The sequence below is a fragment of the Amycolatopsis sp. NBRC 101858 genome, assembly GCF_030269325.1.
Taxonomy (GTDB): Bacteria; Actinomycetota; Actinomycetes; order Mycobacteriales; family Pseudonocardiaceae; genus Amycolatopsis; species Amycolatopsis ponsaeliensis.
In genome coordinates, this window is sequence record NZ_BSTD01000001.1 from 2,585,980 (window position 1) to 2,603,080 (window position 17,101).

The 17,101-nt window shown below is 72.2% G+C and carries 13 protein-coding genes; 7 read left to right on the plus strand and 6 right to left on the minus strand.

The window, feature by feature from the left end:
* Window positions 1-37 precede the first annotated feature (37 nt).
* Window positions 38-1,462 (minus strand): MFS transporter, encoded by a 1,425-nt coding sequence (locus QSK39_RS12595; protein WP_285477771.1) that lies wholly within the window; start codon window positions 1,460-1,462, stop codon window positions 38-40.
* 101 nt (window positions 1,463-1,563) lie between these two features.
* Between QSK39_RS12595 and QSK39_RS12600 the strand changes: the two genes are divergently transcribed.
* The 3 genes from QSK39_RS12600 (at window position 1,564) to QSK39_RS12610 (ending at window position 4,247) form a co-directional block, all read left to right on the plus strand.
* A complete protein-coding gene (locus QSK39_RS12600; protein ID WP_285477772.1) occupies window positions 1,564-2,397 on the plus strand; it encodes a helix-turn-helix transcriptional regulator in 834 nt (277 codons plus the stop codon).
* A 66-nt stretch (window positions 2,398-2,463) separates the two neighbouring features.
* Window positions 2,464-3,582 carry a sensor histidine kinase gene (locus QSK39_RS12605; RefSeq protein WP_285477773.1) on the plus strand — a complete coding sequence of 373 codons (1,119 nt, stop codon included), beginning with the start codon at window positions 2,464-2,466 and terminating at the stop codon, window positions 3,580-3,582.
* Window positions 3,579-4,247, plus strand: coding sequence for a response regulator (locus tag QSK39_RS12610; RefSeq protein WP_285477774.1), 669 nt, complete (start codon window positions 3,579-3,581; stop codon window positions 4,245-4,247). The genes QSK39_RS12605 and QSK39_RS12610 overlap by 4 nt, the downstream gene beginning before the upstream one ends.
* Window positions 4,248-4,410: 163 nt before the next feature.
* On the opposite strand, the gene QSK39_RS12615 is transcribed toward QSK39_RS12610, so the two are convergent.
* The 3 genes from QSK39_RS12615 to QSK39_RS12625 form a co-directional block, all read right to left on the minus strand.
* A complete protein-coding gene (locus QSK39_RS12615; protein WP_285477775.1) occupies window positions 4,411-5,448 on the minus strand; it encodes a class I SAM-dependent methyltransferase in 1,038 nt (345 codons plus the stop codon).
* A gap of 1 nt (window position 5,449) precedes the next feature.
* Window positions 5,450-6,673, minus strand: coding sequence for a DUF1707 domain-containing protein (locus QSK39_RS12620; protein ID WP_285477776.1), 1,224 nt, complete (start codon window positions 6,671-6,673; stop codon window positions 5,450-5,452).
* A 161-nt stretch (window positions 6,674-6,834) separates the two neighbouring features.
* Entirely contained in the window at window positions 6,835-8,151 is a 1,317-nt protein-coding gene (locus QSK39_RS12625) for an alginate O-acetyltransferase AlgX-related protein (RefSeq protein WP_285477777.1), read from the minus strand.
* A gap of 74 nt (window positions 8,152-8,225) precedes the next feature.
* On the opposite strand from QSK39_RS12625, the gene QSK39_RS12630 reads away from it, so the two are divergent.
* Entirely contained in the window at window positions 8,226-9,635 is a 1,410-nt protein-coding gene (locus QSK39_RS12630; RefSeq protein ID WP_285477778.1) for an SAM-dependent methyltransferase, read from the plus strand.
* A 43-nt stretch (window positions 9,636-9,678) separates the two neighbouring features.
* Complete coding sequence (locus QSK39_RS12635) at window positions 9,679-12,855, plus strand: glycosyltransferase (protein ID WP_285477779.1); 3,177 nt, start codon at window positions 9,679-9,681, stop codon at window positions 12,853-12,855.
* Here QSK39_RS12635 and QSK39_RS12640 read toward each other — a convergent pair whose 3' ends face one another.
* A complete protein-coding gene (locus QSK39_RS12640) occupies window positions 12,856-13,980 on the minus strand; it encodes a hypothetical protein (RefSeq protein WP_285477780.1) in 1,125 nt (374 codons plus the stop codon).
* A 215-nt stretch (window positions 13,981-14,195) separates the two neighbouring features.
* Here QSK39_RS12640 and QSK39_RS12645 point away from each other — a divergent pair, with 215 nt between their 5' ends.
* On the plus strand, window positions 14,196-14,819 hold the full coding sequence (locus QSK39_RS12645) for a hypothetical protein (protein WP_285477781.1): 624 nt from the start codon (window positions 14,196-14,198) through the stop codon (window positions 14,817-14,819).
* A gap of 68 nt (window positions 14,820-14,887) precedes the next feature.
* Complete coding sequence (locus QSK39_RS12650; protein WP_285477782.1) at window positions 14,888-16,363, plus strand: serine/threonine-protein kinase; 1,476 nt, start codon at window positions 14,888-14,890, stop codon at window positions 16,361-16,363.
* On the opposite strand, the gene QSK39_RS12655 is transcribed toward QSK39_RS12650, so the two are convergent.
* On the minus strand, window positions 16,348-17,022 hold the full coding sequence (locus tag QSK39_RS12655; RefSeq protein ID WP_285477783.1) for an alpha/beta fold hydrolase: 675 nt from the start codon (window positions 17,020-17,022) through the stop codon (window positions 16,348-16,350). The two genes, QSK39_RS12650 and QSK39_RS12655, sit on opposite strands and share 16 nt — an antisense overlap.
* Window positions 17,023-17,101 lie beyond the last annotated feature (79 nt).

The window sequence follows — 17,101 nt, forward strand, 5'->3', positions numbered from 1 at the left end:
GCGCGCACCTTTTCCGACGGGTGAATCCCGGACTTTTTCAGACCCGCGGGTCGGGCAGCCGCCGCCCGGTGACCGCGACGATCGCCGCCAGCACCGCCACCACGCCGATCACCAGCGCAAACGCGTCCCGGCTCCCCAGCGAACCCGACAGCGACGCGTACAGGCTCCCCAGCGTTGCCACGCCCAGCGCGAGCGCCGTCTGCTGGTTGGTCGTCATCACGCCCGACCCGACCCCGGCCAGGTCCGTGGGCACGTGCGACAGCACGATCCGGAACAACGTCGTCATCGCGAGCGCGTTGCCCACGCCGATCGCCACCATCGCCGGGGCCAGGTCGAGGATCGTCACGTGCGGCCACGCCGCCAGCGTCGTGCACAGCAGGGCCACCATGCCGAGCGCCGTGATCGCGCCGCCGATCGGCACGACCTTCTGGCCGTAGCGTGCCACCAGGCGGCTGCTCAGCATCGACACCGTGAAGTACGCGACCGCCAGCGGGGTCAGCGCGCCGCCCGCGCCGAGCGGCCCGAAGTGCAGGCCCTCCTGCAGCGTCATCGCGAACACGAACATGAACGAGCCGAACGCGGCGAAGAACGGCACCGCCACCACCAGCCCGCGCCGGACGCTCGGCAGGCGCAGCACCGACGGCGGCAGCAGCGGCGTTCCCCCGAGCCGCTCCGAGCGCCGTTCGACGTGCACGAGAGCCGCGGCCGAGAACGGCGACAGCGCCAGCAGCACGATCGTCCACAGCGGCCAGCCCAGGGCCCGGCCCTCCATCAGCGGGACCAGCAGCGACAGCAGGGTCACCGCCAGGAGGAGCGTGCCGAGGCGGTCGACCCCCAGCGGGTTGTGCGCGCGGCTCTCCGGCAGCCGGCGGGCCAGCACCAGCACCACCAGCCCGATCGGCACGTTCAGCAGGAAGATCGGCCGCCAGCCGGTGCCGAACAGGTCGGCCGCCACCAGGCCGCCGCCGAGCAGCTGGCCGACCACTGTCGACAAACCGCCCGTCGCGCCGAAGAGCCCCAGCGCGCGCGACCGCTCTTCGCCGGACGTCGTCGCCTGGATGATCGAGAGCACCTGCGGCAGCAGCAACGCCGACGCCGCCCCCTGCGCGGCGCGGGCGATCACCAGCGTGGTCGCCGTCGGGGCGATCCCGCAGGCCAGGGACGTCAGCGTGAACAGCCACAGGCCGGCGAAGAACAGCCGCCGCCTGCCGAACGCGTCGCCGAGGCGCCCACCGACCACCAGCAGCACCGCGTACGCGATGCCGTAGGCGGCCACCACCAGTTCGAGGGTCGCCGTGGACGCGTGGAGGTCGGCATCGATCGTCGGCAGCGCGACGTTGACGATGAAGAAGTCGATGATCGGCAGTGCTGCCCCCAGCAGCACGGTGACCAGGCCGGCGGGGGTCAGTCCCGGCCGGGCAGGAGCGCCGAGGGTGCTCGGCGCGAGTTGAGTCGTGGTCATGAGTACTACGATCAACCCTCGTCGAAACTGGTACCAGTTGTTGTTTATCCAGGTACCGCCACTACCTGGTACCAGGTTCGGGCGCGTGCGATCCTGGCACCATGACCACCGCCGTCGAATCCGAACTCCGCCGCCAGGAGCTGGCGAGGTTCCTGCGCAGCCGGCGTGAGCGGATCACGCCCGAGCAGGTCGGCCTCCCGCTGCTGGGCCGCCGCCGGACGCCGGGGCTGCGCCGCGAAGAGGTCGCGCAGCTCGCCGGCGTCGGGGTCACCTGGTACACGTGGCTCGAGCAGGGGCGCGACATCAACGCGTCCGAGCAGGTGCTGCAGGCGATCGCCCGCACGCTGCGGCTCGACCCGCACGAGCACACCCACCTCTTCCGCCTGGCCGGCGCGCCCGAGCCGGAGAGCGAGAAGGACTGCCAGGTCATCTCGCCGCAGCTGGAGCTGATGCTGAAGAAGCTGGAGCCGTACCCGGTCGCGGTGCGCAACGCCCGCTGCGACCTGCTCGGCTACAACCGCGGCTACAGCTGGCTGATGGGCGACGTCGACGCGATCCCGTTCGAGGACCGCAACACCCTGGTCCAGTGCCTGCTCAACCCGCAGTGGCGTGAGCGGATGCTCGACTGGGACACGAACATCCCGCGCGTGATCGCGTCCTTCCGCGCGGCGATGGCCGAGCACGTCGCCGAGCCGGCGTGGAAGAACCTGGTCAAGCGGCTCAAGGCGGAGTCGCCGCTGTTCGCCGAGCTCTGGCCGCACCACGACGTCAACTCCGAGCCGATCCGCACCAAGCGCTACCTGCACCCGGACGTCGGCCTGCTGCAGTTCAACTTCACGTACCTCTACTACGGCCGCCGCTCGGAGATCACCGTGTCGACGTACACCCCGGCCGACGAGGAGACGGCGGCGAAGCTCCCGCTGATGTTCGACTGACGACGTACGCGGACTGTCGCTTTGTGACGGACGCGCGGACCCGCCGCGACCGGTAGTTTTCGCGGCATGAGATGGCAACCGGGCTGGTCCCCGTGGGTGGGGCGCGTGGTGCGCACCATCGTGGTCACGGGGTTCGTGCTCGGGGCGACCAGCGGGGCGTCGCGCTGGGATCCCAGCTCGCCGCAGATGACGCCGGGCGCCGGGCTGTGGCTCGTCGCCACCACGCTGACCCTGCTCGTCGTGCACCGCTTCCCGCTGACGTTGTTCCTGGTGACGGCCGCGTCCGCGTTCGGCTACTACGCCTCGGGGCTGCCCGGCGGGCCGATCATCATCGTGCCGACCATCGCGTTGTTCGTGCTGACCCGGCAGCGGGGGCCGCTCACGGCGGGCAGCACGGGCTCGGCGGCGCTCGCCGCGGCCTACCTCGCGCACATCGTGCTGACCGGGTCGTTCACGCTGGCGGCCGGCGCCGGGTTCGTCGTGGTGTGGCTGGTCGCCGTGATCGGGGTCGGGACCGCCGTCCGCTACCAGCTCGACGCGCTCGCCGCCCGGCGTGAGCAGGCCGACGAGCACCGCCACCGGCTCGCCGAGCAGGAACGGCTGCGGATCGCCCGCGAGGTGCACGACGTCGTCGCGCACAGCCTCGCCATGATCAACGTCCAGGCGGGCGTCGCCGCGCACGTCGCCGACCGGCGGCCCGAGCAGGCGAAAGAGGCGCTGCTCAACATCAAGGCGGCCAGCGCGTCCGCGCTCAAGGACCTGCGCGCGACCCTGGCCGTGCTGCGCTCGGGCGAGGACAAAGCGCCGGCGCCGAGCCTCGCCCAGGCCGCCGAGCTGCTGGAACACGCGCGCGACGCCGGGCTCACGGTCGACGTCCACGGCGAGGCCGGCGACCTCCCGGCGCCCGTCGACGCGGCCGCCTACCGGATCCTGCAGGAGTCGCTGACGAACGTCGTCCGGCACGCCGACCAGCCGGAACACGTCGACGTCCGGTTCGAGCGGCACCCGGGCTCGTTCACGCTCCGGGTGCGCGACGACGGCCGCGGCACCAGCCCGCCGACGCCGGGCCACGGCTTGCGGGGCATGTCCGAACGCGCCGCCGCACTGGGCGGGCGGTGCACCGCCGGGCCGGTCGACGGCGGTTTCGAAGTGTGCGTCGAGCTACCGATCGAGGGGGAAGCATGATCCGCGTCCTGCTGGCCGACGACCAGGTCCTGGTCCGCGCCGGGTTCCGCGTGCTGCTGGAGACCGAAGACGGCTTCGAGGTCTGCGGCGAGGCAGGCGACGGCGAGCAGGCCGTGGCCGGGGTGATCGAGCACCGGCCGGACATCGTGGTGATGGACGTCCGGATGCCCGGCGTCGACGGTCTCGAAGCCACCCGCCGGATCACCGCGAACCCCGACCTCGCCGCGACGAAAGTGCTGGTCCTGACCACCTTCGACGTCGACGAGTACGTCTACGAAGCCCTGCGTGCGGGCGCCAGCGGGTTCCTGCTGAAGGACACCGAGCCGGTCGAGCTGCTGCGCGCGCTGCGGGTGGTGGCGAGCGGCGAGGCCCTGCTGGCGCCGACGGTGACACGCCGGCTGATCCAGGAGTTCGTCGGCCGCCCGGAGAACCGGCGCATCGACACGAGCGCCGTCCGCGAGATCACCGACCGCGAGCGCGAGGTGCTGGGCCTGGTGGCGGGCGGCATGTCGAACGACGAGATCGCGGCCCACCTGGTCATCTCGACGGCGACAGCCCGCACCCACGTCAGCCGCATCATGACGAAGATCGGCGCCCGCGACCGGGCGCAGCTGGTGGTGCTGGCCTACGAGTCGGGGCTGGTCACCCCGCGCCACTCCGCCTGACCCGGCGCACGACGCGGAACGCCCGGAACAGGAACACCACCGCGAGGGCGGCGACCAGGCAGATCCAGATCATGTCGCCTCCTTCCCACGGCCGATGCTCTGCTTACAGGGCGTTCGGGAGTGGGACGGCGTTCACCGACACGGCGGAAGTCACACCTTCGGGCTACTCGGAGACCTTCTGCAGCCAGATGTTCCCGCCGGAGTTGCCGGCCAGCTCGGGGACCCGGCCCTCCAGCAGATCGCGGTGGCAAGCCCACATGAACTGCTGGTACCAGCGGATCTCGAAGCGCCGGTTGTACATCAGGAACGCCCGGAGCAGGTAGTCCTCCTGCCACGCGCGCCCTTCGACCAGCCAGTCCATCGGGTACTCGAACGGGAAGAAGACGTCGTGGACGTGCACCCACACGCCGTCGTTGAGCCGGGGCAGCACCTCGAAGAACAGGTAGTTGACGTCGGAGCCCGCCTTGACCACGTGGGTCGAGTCGATGAACAGCACGTCACCGGCCTGCAGCTGCTCGAACGTCGCCAGCGGGACGTCCTGCACCGCCTGGCCGAGCACCCGGACGCGCTCTTCGTCGCCCGGCCGGAACAGGCTTTCCAGCAGCTGCGGGTACGGCTCGACGCAGGTCAGCTCCAGGTCGGGGAGCCAGCCGTCGGCCGTGTCGAGCGTCATCGCCGTCGAGTAGCCCGAGCCGACCTCGATCATCCGCTTCGGCCGTAGGTGCCGGAGCATCGTGTGCAGGATGATCGCGTCCGACCACGAGTACGCGGTGTTCTCGTAGAAGTACCGGTGCTTTTCCGTGCGTTCGGCGGTGAACGGGAGGTCGGCGGCGAGGTCCGCGAGCGTGCCGAACAGCTTGATCTGCTCGGCCTCCCGCAGGTCGACCGCCGGGGGGCGGGCGGTGGTGTCGAACATCGCCGCGGCCCGGTTCCCGATCTCCTCCTTGGAGGCGAACGGCGAGTAGAAGTGCCCGGGCGGTACCCACGTGCGGTACTGCTCCTCGAACGCCTGCTTCTCCTCGACGACCTCGGCGTGGCGCGCCAGCAGCTCGTCGTGGTGGTTCATCAGGCTGTCGTAGCGCGCGGACAGCTGGTCCAAGCGCGCCGTCAGCCGGCTTTCGCGGACCTCGAGGTCGTCGTACGACTTCCGGGCGACGGCGTAGCGCTTGACCAGCTTGCGGAGCCGCTTCTCGAGCTGCATGTCAGTTGTTCGTGCGCTCGGTCGGCGGGGCCTTCTGGATCTGCGCGTTCAGCAGGGTCTTGAACGAGTCGAGCGTCGCGTCCTTGTCCGTGCCGTACGCGTCGACGATGATCACCCGGCTGTACAGGACGTACACCGCGCGGTAGACCGTCTGGCCACCGCCGTCCGGCGCGGCGAACACGGGCACGCCGTGCAGTGACAGGTCGCGGCTGGCGGTCAGGCCACCCTCCTGCTGGGCGTTGGCGTACTCCTGGGCCACCGGTCCGGTGGACTGCTTGTCCGGCATTTCGAGCGCGTACAGGCCGAGCGTCACGTCGCCGTCGGTCGTGGTCTTGAGCAGGCCTTCGGTCATCCCGCCCTGCTTGAGCCGTTCGGTCACCGTGGGCGGCAGGAACTTCGCCGACTGCAGCTTCGCGATGTCGAACGTGCCCCCGCCGGCGCGGGTCTTGCCGGCCGGCGTCACCAGCGACGACGCGTTGTCGCTCGGCTCGGACTTGGCGGCGGGCGGCTCCGGCAGCGGCTTGGTCGTCGGCGCGGGCGGCGGCTGCTGGCTGGTGCTCTGCTGGGCCACCGGGGTGCTGCCACCGTTGTCCTTGATGAACAGCGCCCAGACGCCGAACCCGAGCCCGGCCAGCACGACCAGCCCGATCGCGATGAACGCGATCTTCTTGCCCTTGCCGGACGAAGGCTGGGTCTGGAACGTCTCGGGGCCCTGGCTGATCCAGCCCGCGTTGGCGGCGTTCGGCGGGAAGTCCGAGCCGCCCCACGGCGGGCTGACGTCCTGCGGGGCCGCGCCCCACGGTTCCGGCTGCTGCGGCCGGGCGAACCCGCCGGCGGGCGAGGGCTGGTTGTAGTTCGGCTGCTGCATCGGCTGGGGGAATCCGCCCGAGGGCGAGTTCGGGTGCTGCTGCTGCCACGGCTGCACGACCTGGGTGCGCTCCCCGCCGCCCGCGTCGGTGTTGGACACGACCTGCGTGGCGTCCGCCGAGCCCGCCGAGTCGGCGCCGGGCTGGTGCTGCTGGTGCTGCTGCTGCTGTGCCGGCGGTGACACCGGCGTGATGATCTGGGTCTCCGCGGCGGTCGACGGCTGCTGCTGCGACGGGCTGTCGTTGGCCGTGACGGCCATGCTCAGCACGCGATCACGCCGGGTCCGGTACTCGTCCGCGGTCAGGCTCCCCGCTGCGAGCTCCTCGTCCAGCCTGCGCAGCTCTTCCTGCCAGGTCACCCCGGTACCCCCTTCGGGTAGGTCGTCCCGAAACCATGCGAACGTGGGTGCGCGGCCGCACACCCTCTTGGCCGCACGCAGCCATTGTGCACGGGTGCTCTCACCCGGTGGCGGCCACCACCCCGTCGTTACCGACGTGAGTCGGTAGCCGACCGGCGAGGTCAGCGCGGGTGCCGGGCGAGTGCGTTCGCCAGCTCGCCGATCGTCTGGTCGCGCAGCAGCGACGACGATCCGCCGGTGACGCTGCGTTCGACGAATTCGAAGGTGACGACGTCCCGGTCGGCGAACATCTCGGCCAGCTGGGCTTCGTTGCTCTCGGCCACGGTGTCGCCGTGCACGATGGTGACGTCCTGGCAGGTGGCGGCCAGGTAGGGCGTCGCGAACTGCGTGAAGGAGTCGGCCACGATGCCGACCTTCGGGGCGATCGAACCGACCGGCCGCGCGCCGTCCGGCTGCGTCAGGTGCAGCGGCGACCGGAAGTCGCTGGCGATGTAGCGGGTGCGGTCCGCGCCGCCGTCGGTGCTGAGGCTGTACGTCGGCAGCTGGCGCTGCTCGGTGCGGCCGAGCACCCGGGCCAGGTCCGCCGGCCACGGCCGGACGCCGTCGGGCGCGGCCCGCCAGTTCGTCGTGCTGCCGGGCGTGATCGCCTGGCCCAGCGCGTAGGTCATGACCAGGCCGCCGTCGTAGGACCAGTGCGTGTCGTTCGGGTCGTAGAGCGGCCGGCCGAGCCGCTGCTTGGCGTCGGCGAGCGCGGGGCGCAGGTCCAGCCCGCCGGTTTCGCGCGGCACCCGGTTCCAGAAGTCGGTGGTCCTGGCCTGGGCGCAGGACTTGCCGACGTAGTCGTCGGGCAGGTGGGACGGCTCCTCGGTGTACTTGTCCGGCGCGAAGACCAGCACGAACTTGCGTCCGGAGTTCTCGACGGCCGCGCGCAGTCGCTGCAGCGCGGAGACGACGTGGTCGAGGTCCATCACCGGCCGGCACTTCGCGTTGACGTCTTCGCCGAGGTACAGCCAGCCGTCCTTGCCCGGGATCACCTGCGGGTAGACGTACCCGGGGACGTCGCCGGTGCCGGCGGGCCGCTGGCCCTGGTCGATGCCGACGGTGTCGTGGTTGGTCCCCTGCCCGGAGCCGGGCGGGTCGCCGAAGACGCCGGTGCCGACGCCGTCCGCGGCCTGGACGCCGGCCTGCCGCAGCGGCAGGTGGTCGGTGGCCCAGCCGGTCAGCCCGGTGAAGAACCCCCAGCCCTCGCCGAGGCTGGGGAACGGCCGCAGCGGGCGGTTCTCGAACGCCGTCGGCTGCACGCCGAAGACCCACAGCAGCACCGGGGCCATGAAGAAGACGATCGCGCACGTCAGCGCCGTGCGCTGCCGGCTGCTGTGCCGCGGGCGGTAGAGGTTGTGCTCCTTCGGGAGCCACGACTCCGGCGTCAGCGGCAGTTTCCCGGCGGCGGGTGACTGCGGACGGAGTCGGGACGGCACGCCCGTATCCTAGCGCCGGGCCGGAGCCGGACGAGCCGGAACCGGGGATGGCTGCGGGATGGCGGCGGATGTCGATGAGTGACCGGGGACCCGGCTACGAGCAGCGTCTGGCGCGCGAGCGGGAGACGTTCGCCGGTCAGGTCGAAGTGCACGGCAACCTGCCGCCGTCGGCGCACCACTGGTCCGAGCGGCACACGCGGCCGAAGCTCGAAGCACTCGGCGTCCCGAGCATCGAAGAGCTGATCGTCGGCGAGATCGCCGAGCGGGCGGAGCGGCTCGACCGGGACGTCGTCGTGCTCTCGCTCGGCAGCGGCAACGGCGACCAGGAGCTCGGCTGGCTGCGCACGCTGGCCGCGGCCGGGCAGCACAACGTGCGGCTGCGGCTGCTGGAGCTGAACCCCGACATGCAGGCTCGCGCGGAAGCGTCGGCGCGGGAGCTGGGCTTCGCCGGCCGGGTCGAGCTGATCACCGCCGACTTCAACACCTGGCGCGCCGACACCGCCCACGACGTCGTCGTCGGCTACCAGGCGCTGCACCACGTCCTCGACCTCGAACACCTCTACGGCCAGATCCGGGCGGGGCTCGATCCCGCCGGCGTCCTCGTCGTGCACGACATGATCGGGCGCAACGGCCACCGCCGCTGGCCCGAGGCGCTGGAGGTCATCGACCGGATCTGGGCGACGCTGCCGCCGCGGCTGCGCCGCAACGCCATGACCGGCGAGGTCGACGAGCGGTTCGTCGACATCGACTGCGCGGCCGACGGGTTCGAGGGCATCCGGGCCCAGGACGTGCTGCCGGTGCTGCTCGACCACCTGCACCCCAGCCTCTTCTTCCCCTACGGCAACGTGATCGACCCGTTCGTCGACCGGATCTACGGCCCCGGCTTCGACCTCGGCGAACCCGCGGACGTGCGCCTGCTCGACCACCTCGGCACCCTCGACGACACCCTCGTCGACCTGGGGGTCGTCAGCCCGACGCACCTCATCGGGCTCTTCCACCCGACCGGGCAGCCCCTGCGGGTGCACGGCTCGCGGACGCCGGAACGGTCCGTGCGCGACACCGGCGTCGTCGATCCGGCCGGGCGGGTCTCGTTCCGGCCCGGCGGCAATCCCGGGGAACGGCTGGTGCGCGGCGCCGGCGTGGTGACCGGCCGGATGAACGGCGTCGACCACGACGACTGGGCCGCGCCGTCGGTCGAGTTCCCGCTCCTCACCACGGCCGCGATCGGGGCGCTCGAGCTGCGGACCTTCGTCCCGGACGAGTCCGCCGACCACGGCAGCGTGACGATCGCGGTCGACGGCGTGCCGGTCGCGAAGGCGGACGTCGGGCCGGGGCTGGTCGAGCAGGTCGTGCCGGTCCCGATCGACGCGCACCGGCAGGTCCGGCTCTCGTTCGACGCCGACTGGTCGATCACCGCCGGTTCCGGTGCCGACCGGCGCACGCTGTCCTACATCCTGGTCGGGCTGCGCCTCCTCGAAAGGTGAGGCCCGGCCCCGCGTCCCTGCTCGGACGGCTAATCTGCCCGCCATGGGCAAGGGGACGAACGGCGAGCGGCTGATCGAGTGGACCGGCGAGCGGTGCGTGCCGTGGACCGACGATCTCCAGGTGATCTACGAGCACTACCACCGCTACGCGTTCGCGGCCCGCTTCGTCGCCGGCAAGCGGGTCCTCGACCTGGCCAGCGGCGAGGGCTACGGCAGCGCGCTGATGGCGAAGTCGGGCGCCGAGGTCGTCGGCCTCGAGCTGGACCCGGTCACCGTCGAGCACGCCAGGAAGAACTACCCGGGCGTCCGCTTCGAGACCGGCTCGATCACCGACCCCGCGGCCCTCGACGGCGAACGCTTCGACGTCATCACCTGCTTCGAGGCGATCGAGCACGTCGACGAGCAGGACCGGCTCATGGAGCTGGTCCGCAACCGGCTCACGCCGTCCGGGATCTTCCTGTGCAGCACGCCGGACGTCGAGGTCTACTCCCACGACCACGGCAACGAGAACCCGTATCACGTGCACGAGCTGACCGGCCCGGCGTTCCGCTCGCTGCTCTCGGAGAGCTTCGAGCACGTCGTCGTGCTGCGCCAGAACGTCGCGGTCGGTTCGCTGATCCACGACGACGGCGCGGGCACCGGCGCCGAAGTGCTCACGGTGCGGCCGGACGACGCCGACGGCTGGGTCGTCGAGCCGGGGGCGCCGCACACCTACTTCATCGCCGTCGCGTCGGCCGGGCCGGTCGAGGTCCCCACGACGTCCGCGATGCTCGACCCGAAGCTGACGCTCGTCGCGCGCGCCGCGGCCGAAGCCGGGCGTCTCCACGCCGAGCTGGCCCGCACCGAAGCCGAGCGCGAGCGGGCCGCGGCCGCCGAGACGCGCCTGACCGCCGAACTGGCCGAGGCCACCACCACCGGACGGCAGGCCGCCGCCGAGCGCGACGAGGCACTCGGCCAGGCCGAACGCGCCCGCGTGGACCGGCGTCGCGCGGCCGAAGAGCTGAACCTCCTCAAGCGCAAGGCCGGTTACGACACCGAACGGCTCGCGTGGCTGGCGGGCAACAACACCGGGCTCGCCGACACGATCGGCCGGCTCGCCGCCGAGAACGACAAGCTGCGCGCGGAGACCTCCGCCCTGGCCCAGCGGCTGATCGGCAAGTACCGGGGGTCGATCGAGAAGTTCGCCCCGCGCGGCACGCGCCGGCGCGACCTCTACGAGACGGCGCTGGGGCGTCAGGCGGGCGCGGCGCCGGCCACGCCGCCGGTGCCGGGGCCGGTCGCGGTGACCACCAGCGACCAGCCGATCGTCAGCGTCGTCATCCCGGTCTACGGCAACTGGGCGTTCACCCGGACCTGCCTCGACTCGATCCAGCGGCACCTGCCCGCGACGCCGTTCGAAGTGATCGTGGTCGACGACGCCTCCCGCGACGACTCGGCCGACCGGGTCGCCGGCTGCGCCGGGGTCCGGCTGGTGCGCGCGCCGAAGAACCTGGGCTTCGTCGGCGCCTGCAACCTGGGCGCCGAGAACGCGCGCGGCGACTTCATCTTCTTCCTCAACAACGACACCGAGGTCCGGCCGGGCTGGCTCGACGAGCTGGTCGCCGTGGTCGAGTCCCGGCCCGACGTCGGGCTCGTCGGCTCGAAGCTGGTCTACCCGGACGGCCGCCTCCAGGAGTGCGGCGGCATCATCTGGGCCGACGGCACCGGCTGGAACTACGGCAGGCTGCAGTCGCCGGACGCGCCGTGGTTCCAGGCCCTGCGCGACGTCGACTACTGCTCGGGCGCGGCCATCCTGGTCCGCCGCGAGCTGTTCGAGCGCGTCGGCGGCTTCGACAAGCGCTTCGCGCCCGCGTACTACGAAGACACCGACCTCGCCTTCGCCGTGAGGGCCGCCGGCTACCGCACGATGGTCCAGCCCGCGTCGGTCGTCGTGCACCACGAAGGCATCACGAACGGCACGGACGTCTCCTCCGGAGTGAAGCGCCACCAGGAGCTCAACCGCGGCGTCTTCGTCGACAAGTGGAGCGTCCAGCTGCGCGACCACTTCCCCGAGGCGAGCCCGCGCGCGGTCTGGGCCGGGCGGCAGCGCACGAAGGACGGCCACCGCGGCGGCACCGTGCTGGTCGCCGACCACCAGGTGCCGATGCCGGACAAGGACTCCGGCTCGGTGCGGATGTTCCGCATCCTCGAACTGCTCGTCGGCCTCGGCCACCGGGTCGTGTTCATGCCGCTCAACAACGCCCTGCCCGAGCCGTACGCGGACGCGCTGTACCGCGCGGGCGTCACGGTGGTGACCGGGCTCGGCGAACAGCAGGAGTTCCTGCGCGACGCCGGGGCCGACCTGCGGCTGGCGGTGCTGTCGCGGCCGCACGTCGCCTGGCAGCTGCTGGAGCAGGTCCGCGAGCACGCGCCGGACTGCGTCATCGCCTACGACACGGTCGACCTGCACTTCGTCCGGCTCAACCGGCAGGCCGACCTCGCCGCGCGGCTCGGCGAAACCCGGGAGGAGCTGACGCTGCGGCGGCGGGCCGAGGTGCTGCGCGAGTCCGAGCTCGGGCTCACGCGCGCCACCGACGTCACGTTCACGGTGTCCGATGTGGAGCGTGCGCTGCTGCGGGAGCTCGTGCCCTCGGCGCGTGTCGAGGTGCTGTCCAACGTGCACCACGCCGACGCCGTGCCCGCCGTCCCGGACGGCCGCTCGGGCGTGCTCTTCGTCGGCAGTTTCGACCACCTGCCCAACCGGGACGCGGCGCGCTGGCTGGCCACCGAGATCATGCCGCTCGTGCGGCGCCGGTGCCCGGACGCGGTGGCGCAGATCGTCGGCAGCAACCCGCCGCAGGAGGTGTTCGACCTCGCCGGCGAAGGCGTCGTCATCCGCGGCTGGGTCCCGGACCTCGACAGCGCTTACCGCGAGGCCCGGGTCGTCGTCGCGCCGCTGCGCTTCGGCGCCGGGGTGAAGGGGAAGCTGGGGGAGAGCCTCGGTTACGGCGTCCCGGCGGTCGTCACCCCGCTGGCCGCCGAGGGCATGCACCTGACCCACGGTCGCGACGTCCTCGTCGGCGCCACGGCCGAGGAGCTCGCCGAGGAGATCGTCACCCTGATCGAGGACGACAAGCTGTGGCAGCGGCTGTCCGAAGAGGGCAAGACCGTGGTGGACCGCCTCTTCGGCGCCGACGTCGCCCGCCGCACGCTGGGCGGGCTCCTCGACCAGCCGGCCTGATCAGCCGGGCGGCAGCGCTTTCTGGAACACGGCGAGCGCGTTGTCCAGGCTGGTCTTCAGCTCGTTCTTGTCCTGCGCGAACGGCTGTGACGCCCAGAGCACGAGCGCGACCTTGCCCGAGGTGTACCAGGTGCCGTCCATCCGCCGGTCGCCACTGCGGCCGGTGACGGCCTTCGGGTCGGCGGCGACCGGGACGAACCCGCCGGCGTCGGCGGCCGCGCGCAGGTAGTCGACGACGGCCTTCGCGTCGTCGGGCGAGCGGGTGGGGAGGGCGAACGCGATGTACCCCGTGTCCCCGGTGGCCGAACCGCGGTAGACGAACTGCGTGACGCCGTGCTGCGAGAAGACCTGGGCGCTCTCCTTGGGGTAGAGGTTCAGGTCCAGGCCCTTGGCCAGCGACATCGTCGAGCTCTCCGGGTACTGCTTGCCGGGCAGCGGCGGAACCTGGTCCTCCAGCTGCGGCTGGGTCGCGGCGGCCGGCGGCTGCGGCACGAACGTGGTCAGCGGGTCGTCGGGCTTCGGGTCGTCCTGCCCGAGCCACATCGTCGCGCCGACGATCATGCCGAGCACCACCAGGACGCCGAGTGCGATGAACGGCCAGGCGCGCCAGGACGACGAGCCGCCGCCGAAGCGGTGCTTCCCCGGCGGCTCGTCCGAGCCGGCGTCCCGCGGCAGCGGCAGGTGCGTTTCGCCGCGGGGCGGGGTGATCGGCGGGAACCGGCTGCCCTGCTCCTGCCCGGCCGGGCCGTCGATGCGCAGGTAGCGGGTCGGGACGATGTCGGCCGGGCTCGGCGCCGTCGTCATGTGGTCCGGGATGGCCGGCACCGGGCTCGCGTTCGCCGACACCGGCAGCCCGGTGCGCTGCCAGGGCGGGTGCGGCTTCTGGTACGGCATCGCGGGCCGCGGCGATTCGACGCGCTGCGGCGGCGGCACCGGGTGGCTCGCGGGGTTGGCGCTCCGCCAGGTGTCACCCGGACGGCGCAACGGCGAGGGGACGGGTGAGGGCACGGTCGAACCGGAGGCCTGCGCGAGCAGCTCGTCGCGCTGTTTGCGGTGTTCAGCAGGCTCGATGCGGCCTTCGGCAAGCTCCGCGTCGAGGCGGCGAAGCTCTTCCTGCCAGCTCATCCATGGACCCCCATCCACCATTCGGGGCATCAGTCTGGCACGTGGGGCCGACCTGCGAGGTTGCGGTTCGAGGTTGATCGGCAACTTAGCGCAAGTCAGCGCGATCCGGGAGTCCCCGCCGCCCGTCACCTCGTCGGCCGCCGAAAACTGTCGTACATATGTTCTAAAATAGGCGTTGTCCAGGGGAGATGCCACCCGCGTGCGCGGGTGGTGCGATGGAGGAAGGCAGGGCCATGGCCTACATCACCCTGCCCACGTTCGTGGGCTACAGCGCGAGTACCGGTCCGTCGCGGTCGTCGTTCGTCCGGCGGCAGCGCAAGTTGTACGAAGACCCGGCGCGAGCGGCGTTCAACTACTACCGGCGGGCGGCGAACGCCGTGCGGTCCGGGCGGGCGGCGGGGCAGGACGCGACGGCGTTGCGCGCCCTCGTCAACGCCGCCGACGACCGGACGAAACCGCACTACGCGGCGATAGCCGAGGGCTGGCTGCGCTACCTCGGCCGGAAGTCGCCGCGGCTGGTCGAGGTCGGGCGCGGCCGCTGCCGGATCGGCGACCTCGAGATCGGCGTCAGCCCGCAGCTCGGGCTCCGCAAGAGCGACGGCCGCCGCTACGCGACCTGGCTCTACTTCAAGGAGGAACCGCTGACGAAGGACTCGGCGCAGCTGGCGCTGTGGGTGCTGGAGCAGGCGATGCCGGACGTCCTGCCGGGTGGTCACGCGCTGGTGATCGACGTCCGCCGGAGCAAGGAGTTCCAGCTCTCCGCCCGCGACCGTGAACGGCTGCGGCCCTGGGCCCGCAGCGAGGCTTCGGCGTTCCTCACGCTCTGGGACGCCGCCTGAGCCGGGGAGGCGCCGGGGCGCTCCGGCGCCTCCCTTAGCATCGCCCCCGAGCGTTCAGGGGGGCGACGATGAGACTGGTCGCGGGACGGTACGCGATCTCGGCCGAGCTGGGCCGCGGCGGCATGGGCGTCGTCTGGCGCGCCGAAGACACGGTGCTCGGGCGGCCCGTCGCGCTGAAGGAGCTCGCCACCCCGCCGGGCGCGTCGCCGGCGCACCTCGAGCGGGTCATGCGCGAGGCGCGCACCGCGGGGCGGCTCAACGATCCCGGTGTCGTCACGGTCTACGACGTCGTCAGCGAGCAGGGCGCGACCTTCATCGTCATGGAGCTGGTGATCGCGCCGACGCTCGCCGACGTCATCGAGCGCGAAGGACCGCTGGCGAACGAGCGCGTCGCCGCCCTCGGCCTGCAGGTGCTGGGCGCGCTGGAGACCGCGCACGCGGCCGGCGTCGTGCACCGGGACGTCAAGCCCAGCAACATCATGGTGCTGCCCGGCGACCGCGTGAAGCTCGCCGACTTCGGCATCGCACGGGCGATGGACGACCCGTCGCTGACGCAGACCGGCGGCGTCATGGGCTCGCCCGGGTACATGGCGCCCGAGCTGTTCGCCGGGGCCGGGCCGTCGCCCGCGTCGGACCTCTGGTCGCTGGGCGCGACGCTCTTCCACGCCGCCGAAGGCCGCGCGCCCTTCCAGCGCACCACCACGGCCGCGACCCTGCACGCGATCATGTACGACCAGCCGGTGCTGGAGCGCTGCCGCGGCCCGCTCGCCGACGCCGTCCGCGGGCTGCTCACGCAGTCCGCTTCGGACCGGCTGACCGCGCCCGGCCTGCGGCGGCTGCTGGAAACCGCGCGCACCGGCGGTCCGGCACGGCCGTCGCCGACCGCGTGGCTCGCGCCGCCGCCACCGGCCACAGTGGACGGCCCGCCGAAGGGGAAGCGCCGGCTGCCGCTGGTGCTGACCGGGGTGGCGGTCGCGGTCGTCGCGGCGCTCGGGGCGATCTTCCTGCTCAAGCCGGACCGGACCACGCCCACCGCCACCGGGGCCACCCCGACGTCGAACTCGGCTTCCGCCACGCCCTCGACCACCAAGAAACCCACGTCCAAGAAGCCGGCGTCCTCGTCGAGTTCCACGCCGACGTCGACCACCGGCGACAAGCCGCACCCGGCCGAGCTGCCGCTGATCCGCTTCCACCAGCCGGACGGCGGGCACTTCAGCGGCACGAAGAAGGTCGGCCCACCGGCCGGGTTCACGAAGGAGGGCGTGTTCGGCAACCTCGTCGCGACGCCCGAGCCGGGCACGCGGAAGCTGTTCGCCTGCAAGGTGAAGGACCAGAAGGACTGGTTCACCTCGACCGACCAGAGCGGCAAGTGCGAGGGCCAGCAGGCACTCGGCCTGCTCGGCCACATCTACGCCAACCCGCCATCATGGGCGGCCGCGCGGCCGCTCTACCGCTGCAACGCGGGCGCGAGCCACTTCGACTCGCTCGACGCCGCCTGCGAGGGGAAGGCCAAGGAGCTTCCGCTGGGCTACGTCATCACCTGAAGCACGCCGGCCACCAGCTCCGGCCGCGTGACGAACGGGTGGTGCGCCACGGGAAGCTCGACGACGGCGGTCGCGCGCGCCGCTTGTTCGCGCTGCTTCTCCGGCAGCGTCGCCCGATCCTCGGCGCACACGAGGTAGGTGGACGGGACCTCACGCCACGCGGCCGTCGTCGTCCGCTGGCCGAACACCGCTTCGTTCTGGGCCGTGAGCCGGACCGCGGCGCCGGCGTAGGTGGCGTCGTCGAAGTCCTGGGCGAAGAGCGGCCGCACCAGCTCCTCCCGCACCCCGGCCGTCCCGTCGCCGTGGCTGACGTGCCACGGCGACGGCTCGGCGCCGCCGAAGTCCGCGAGCGCCTCGCCGGCGTCCGGCAGGAACGACGTCACGTAGACGAGCCGGCGGACCGCGGGGTGGTTCCCGGCTTCGCTGATCACCATCCCGCCGTACGAGTGTCCGACGAGCAGAACGGGCTCGTCGGAGGCGTCGAGCAGCGCGCGGACGGCCGCGGCGTCGTCGTGGAGGTCGCCGCGCGGCTCGGCCTCGCAGCTCGGCAGCACCACGGCTGAACTGCGCAGACCCTGCTGGGCGAGGACGTCCGCCGTCGGCCGCCACCACCAGGCGCCGTCTCGGACGAACGCGCCGTGGACGAAGATGACTCGCATGGTGACAATCTGCCCGAACCCACCCGGTCGAGTGACACAGTTCGCGGCGAGCGAATGAGGGCTGGACAAACCGGAAGCC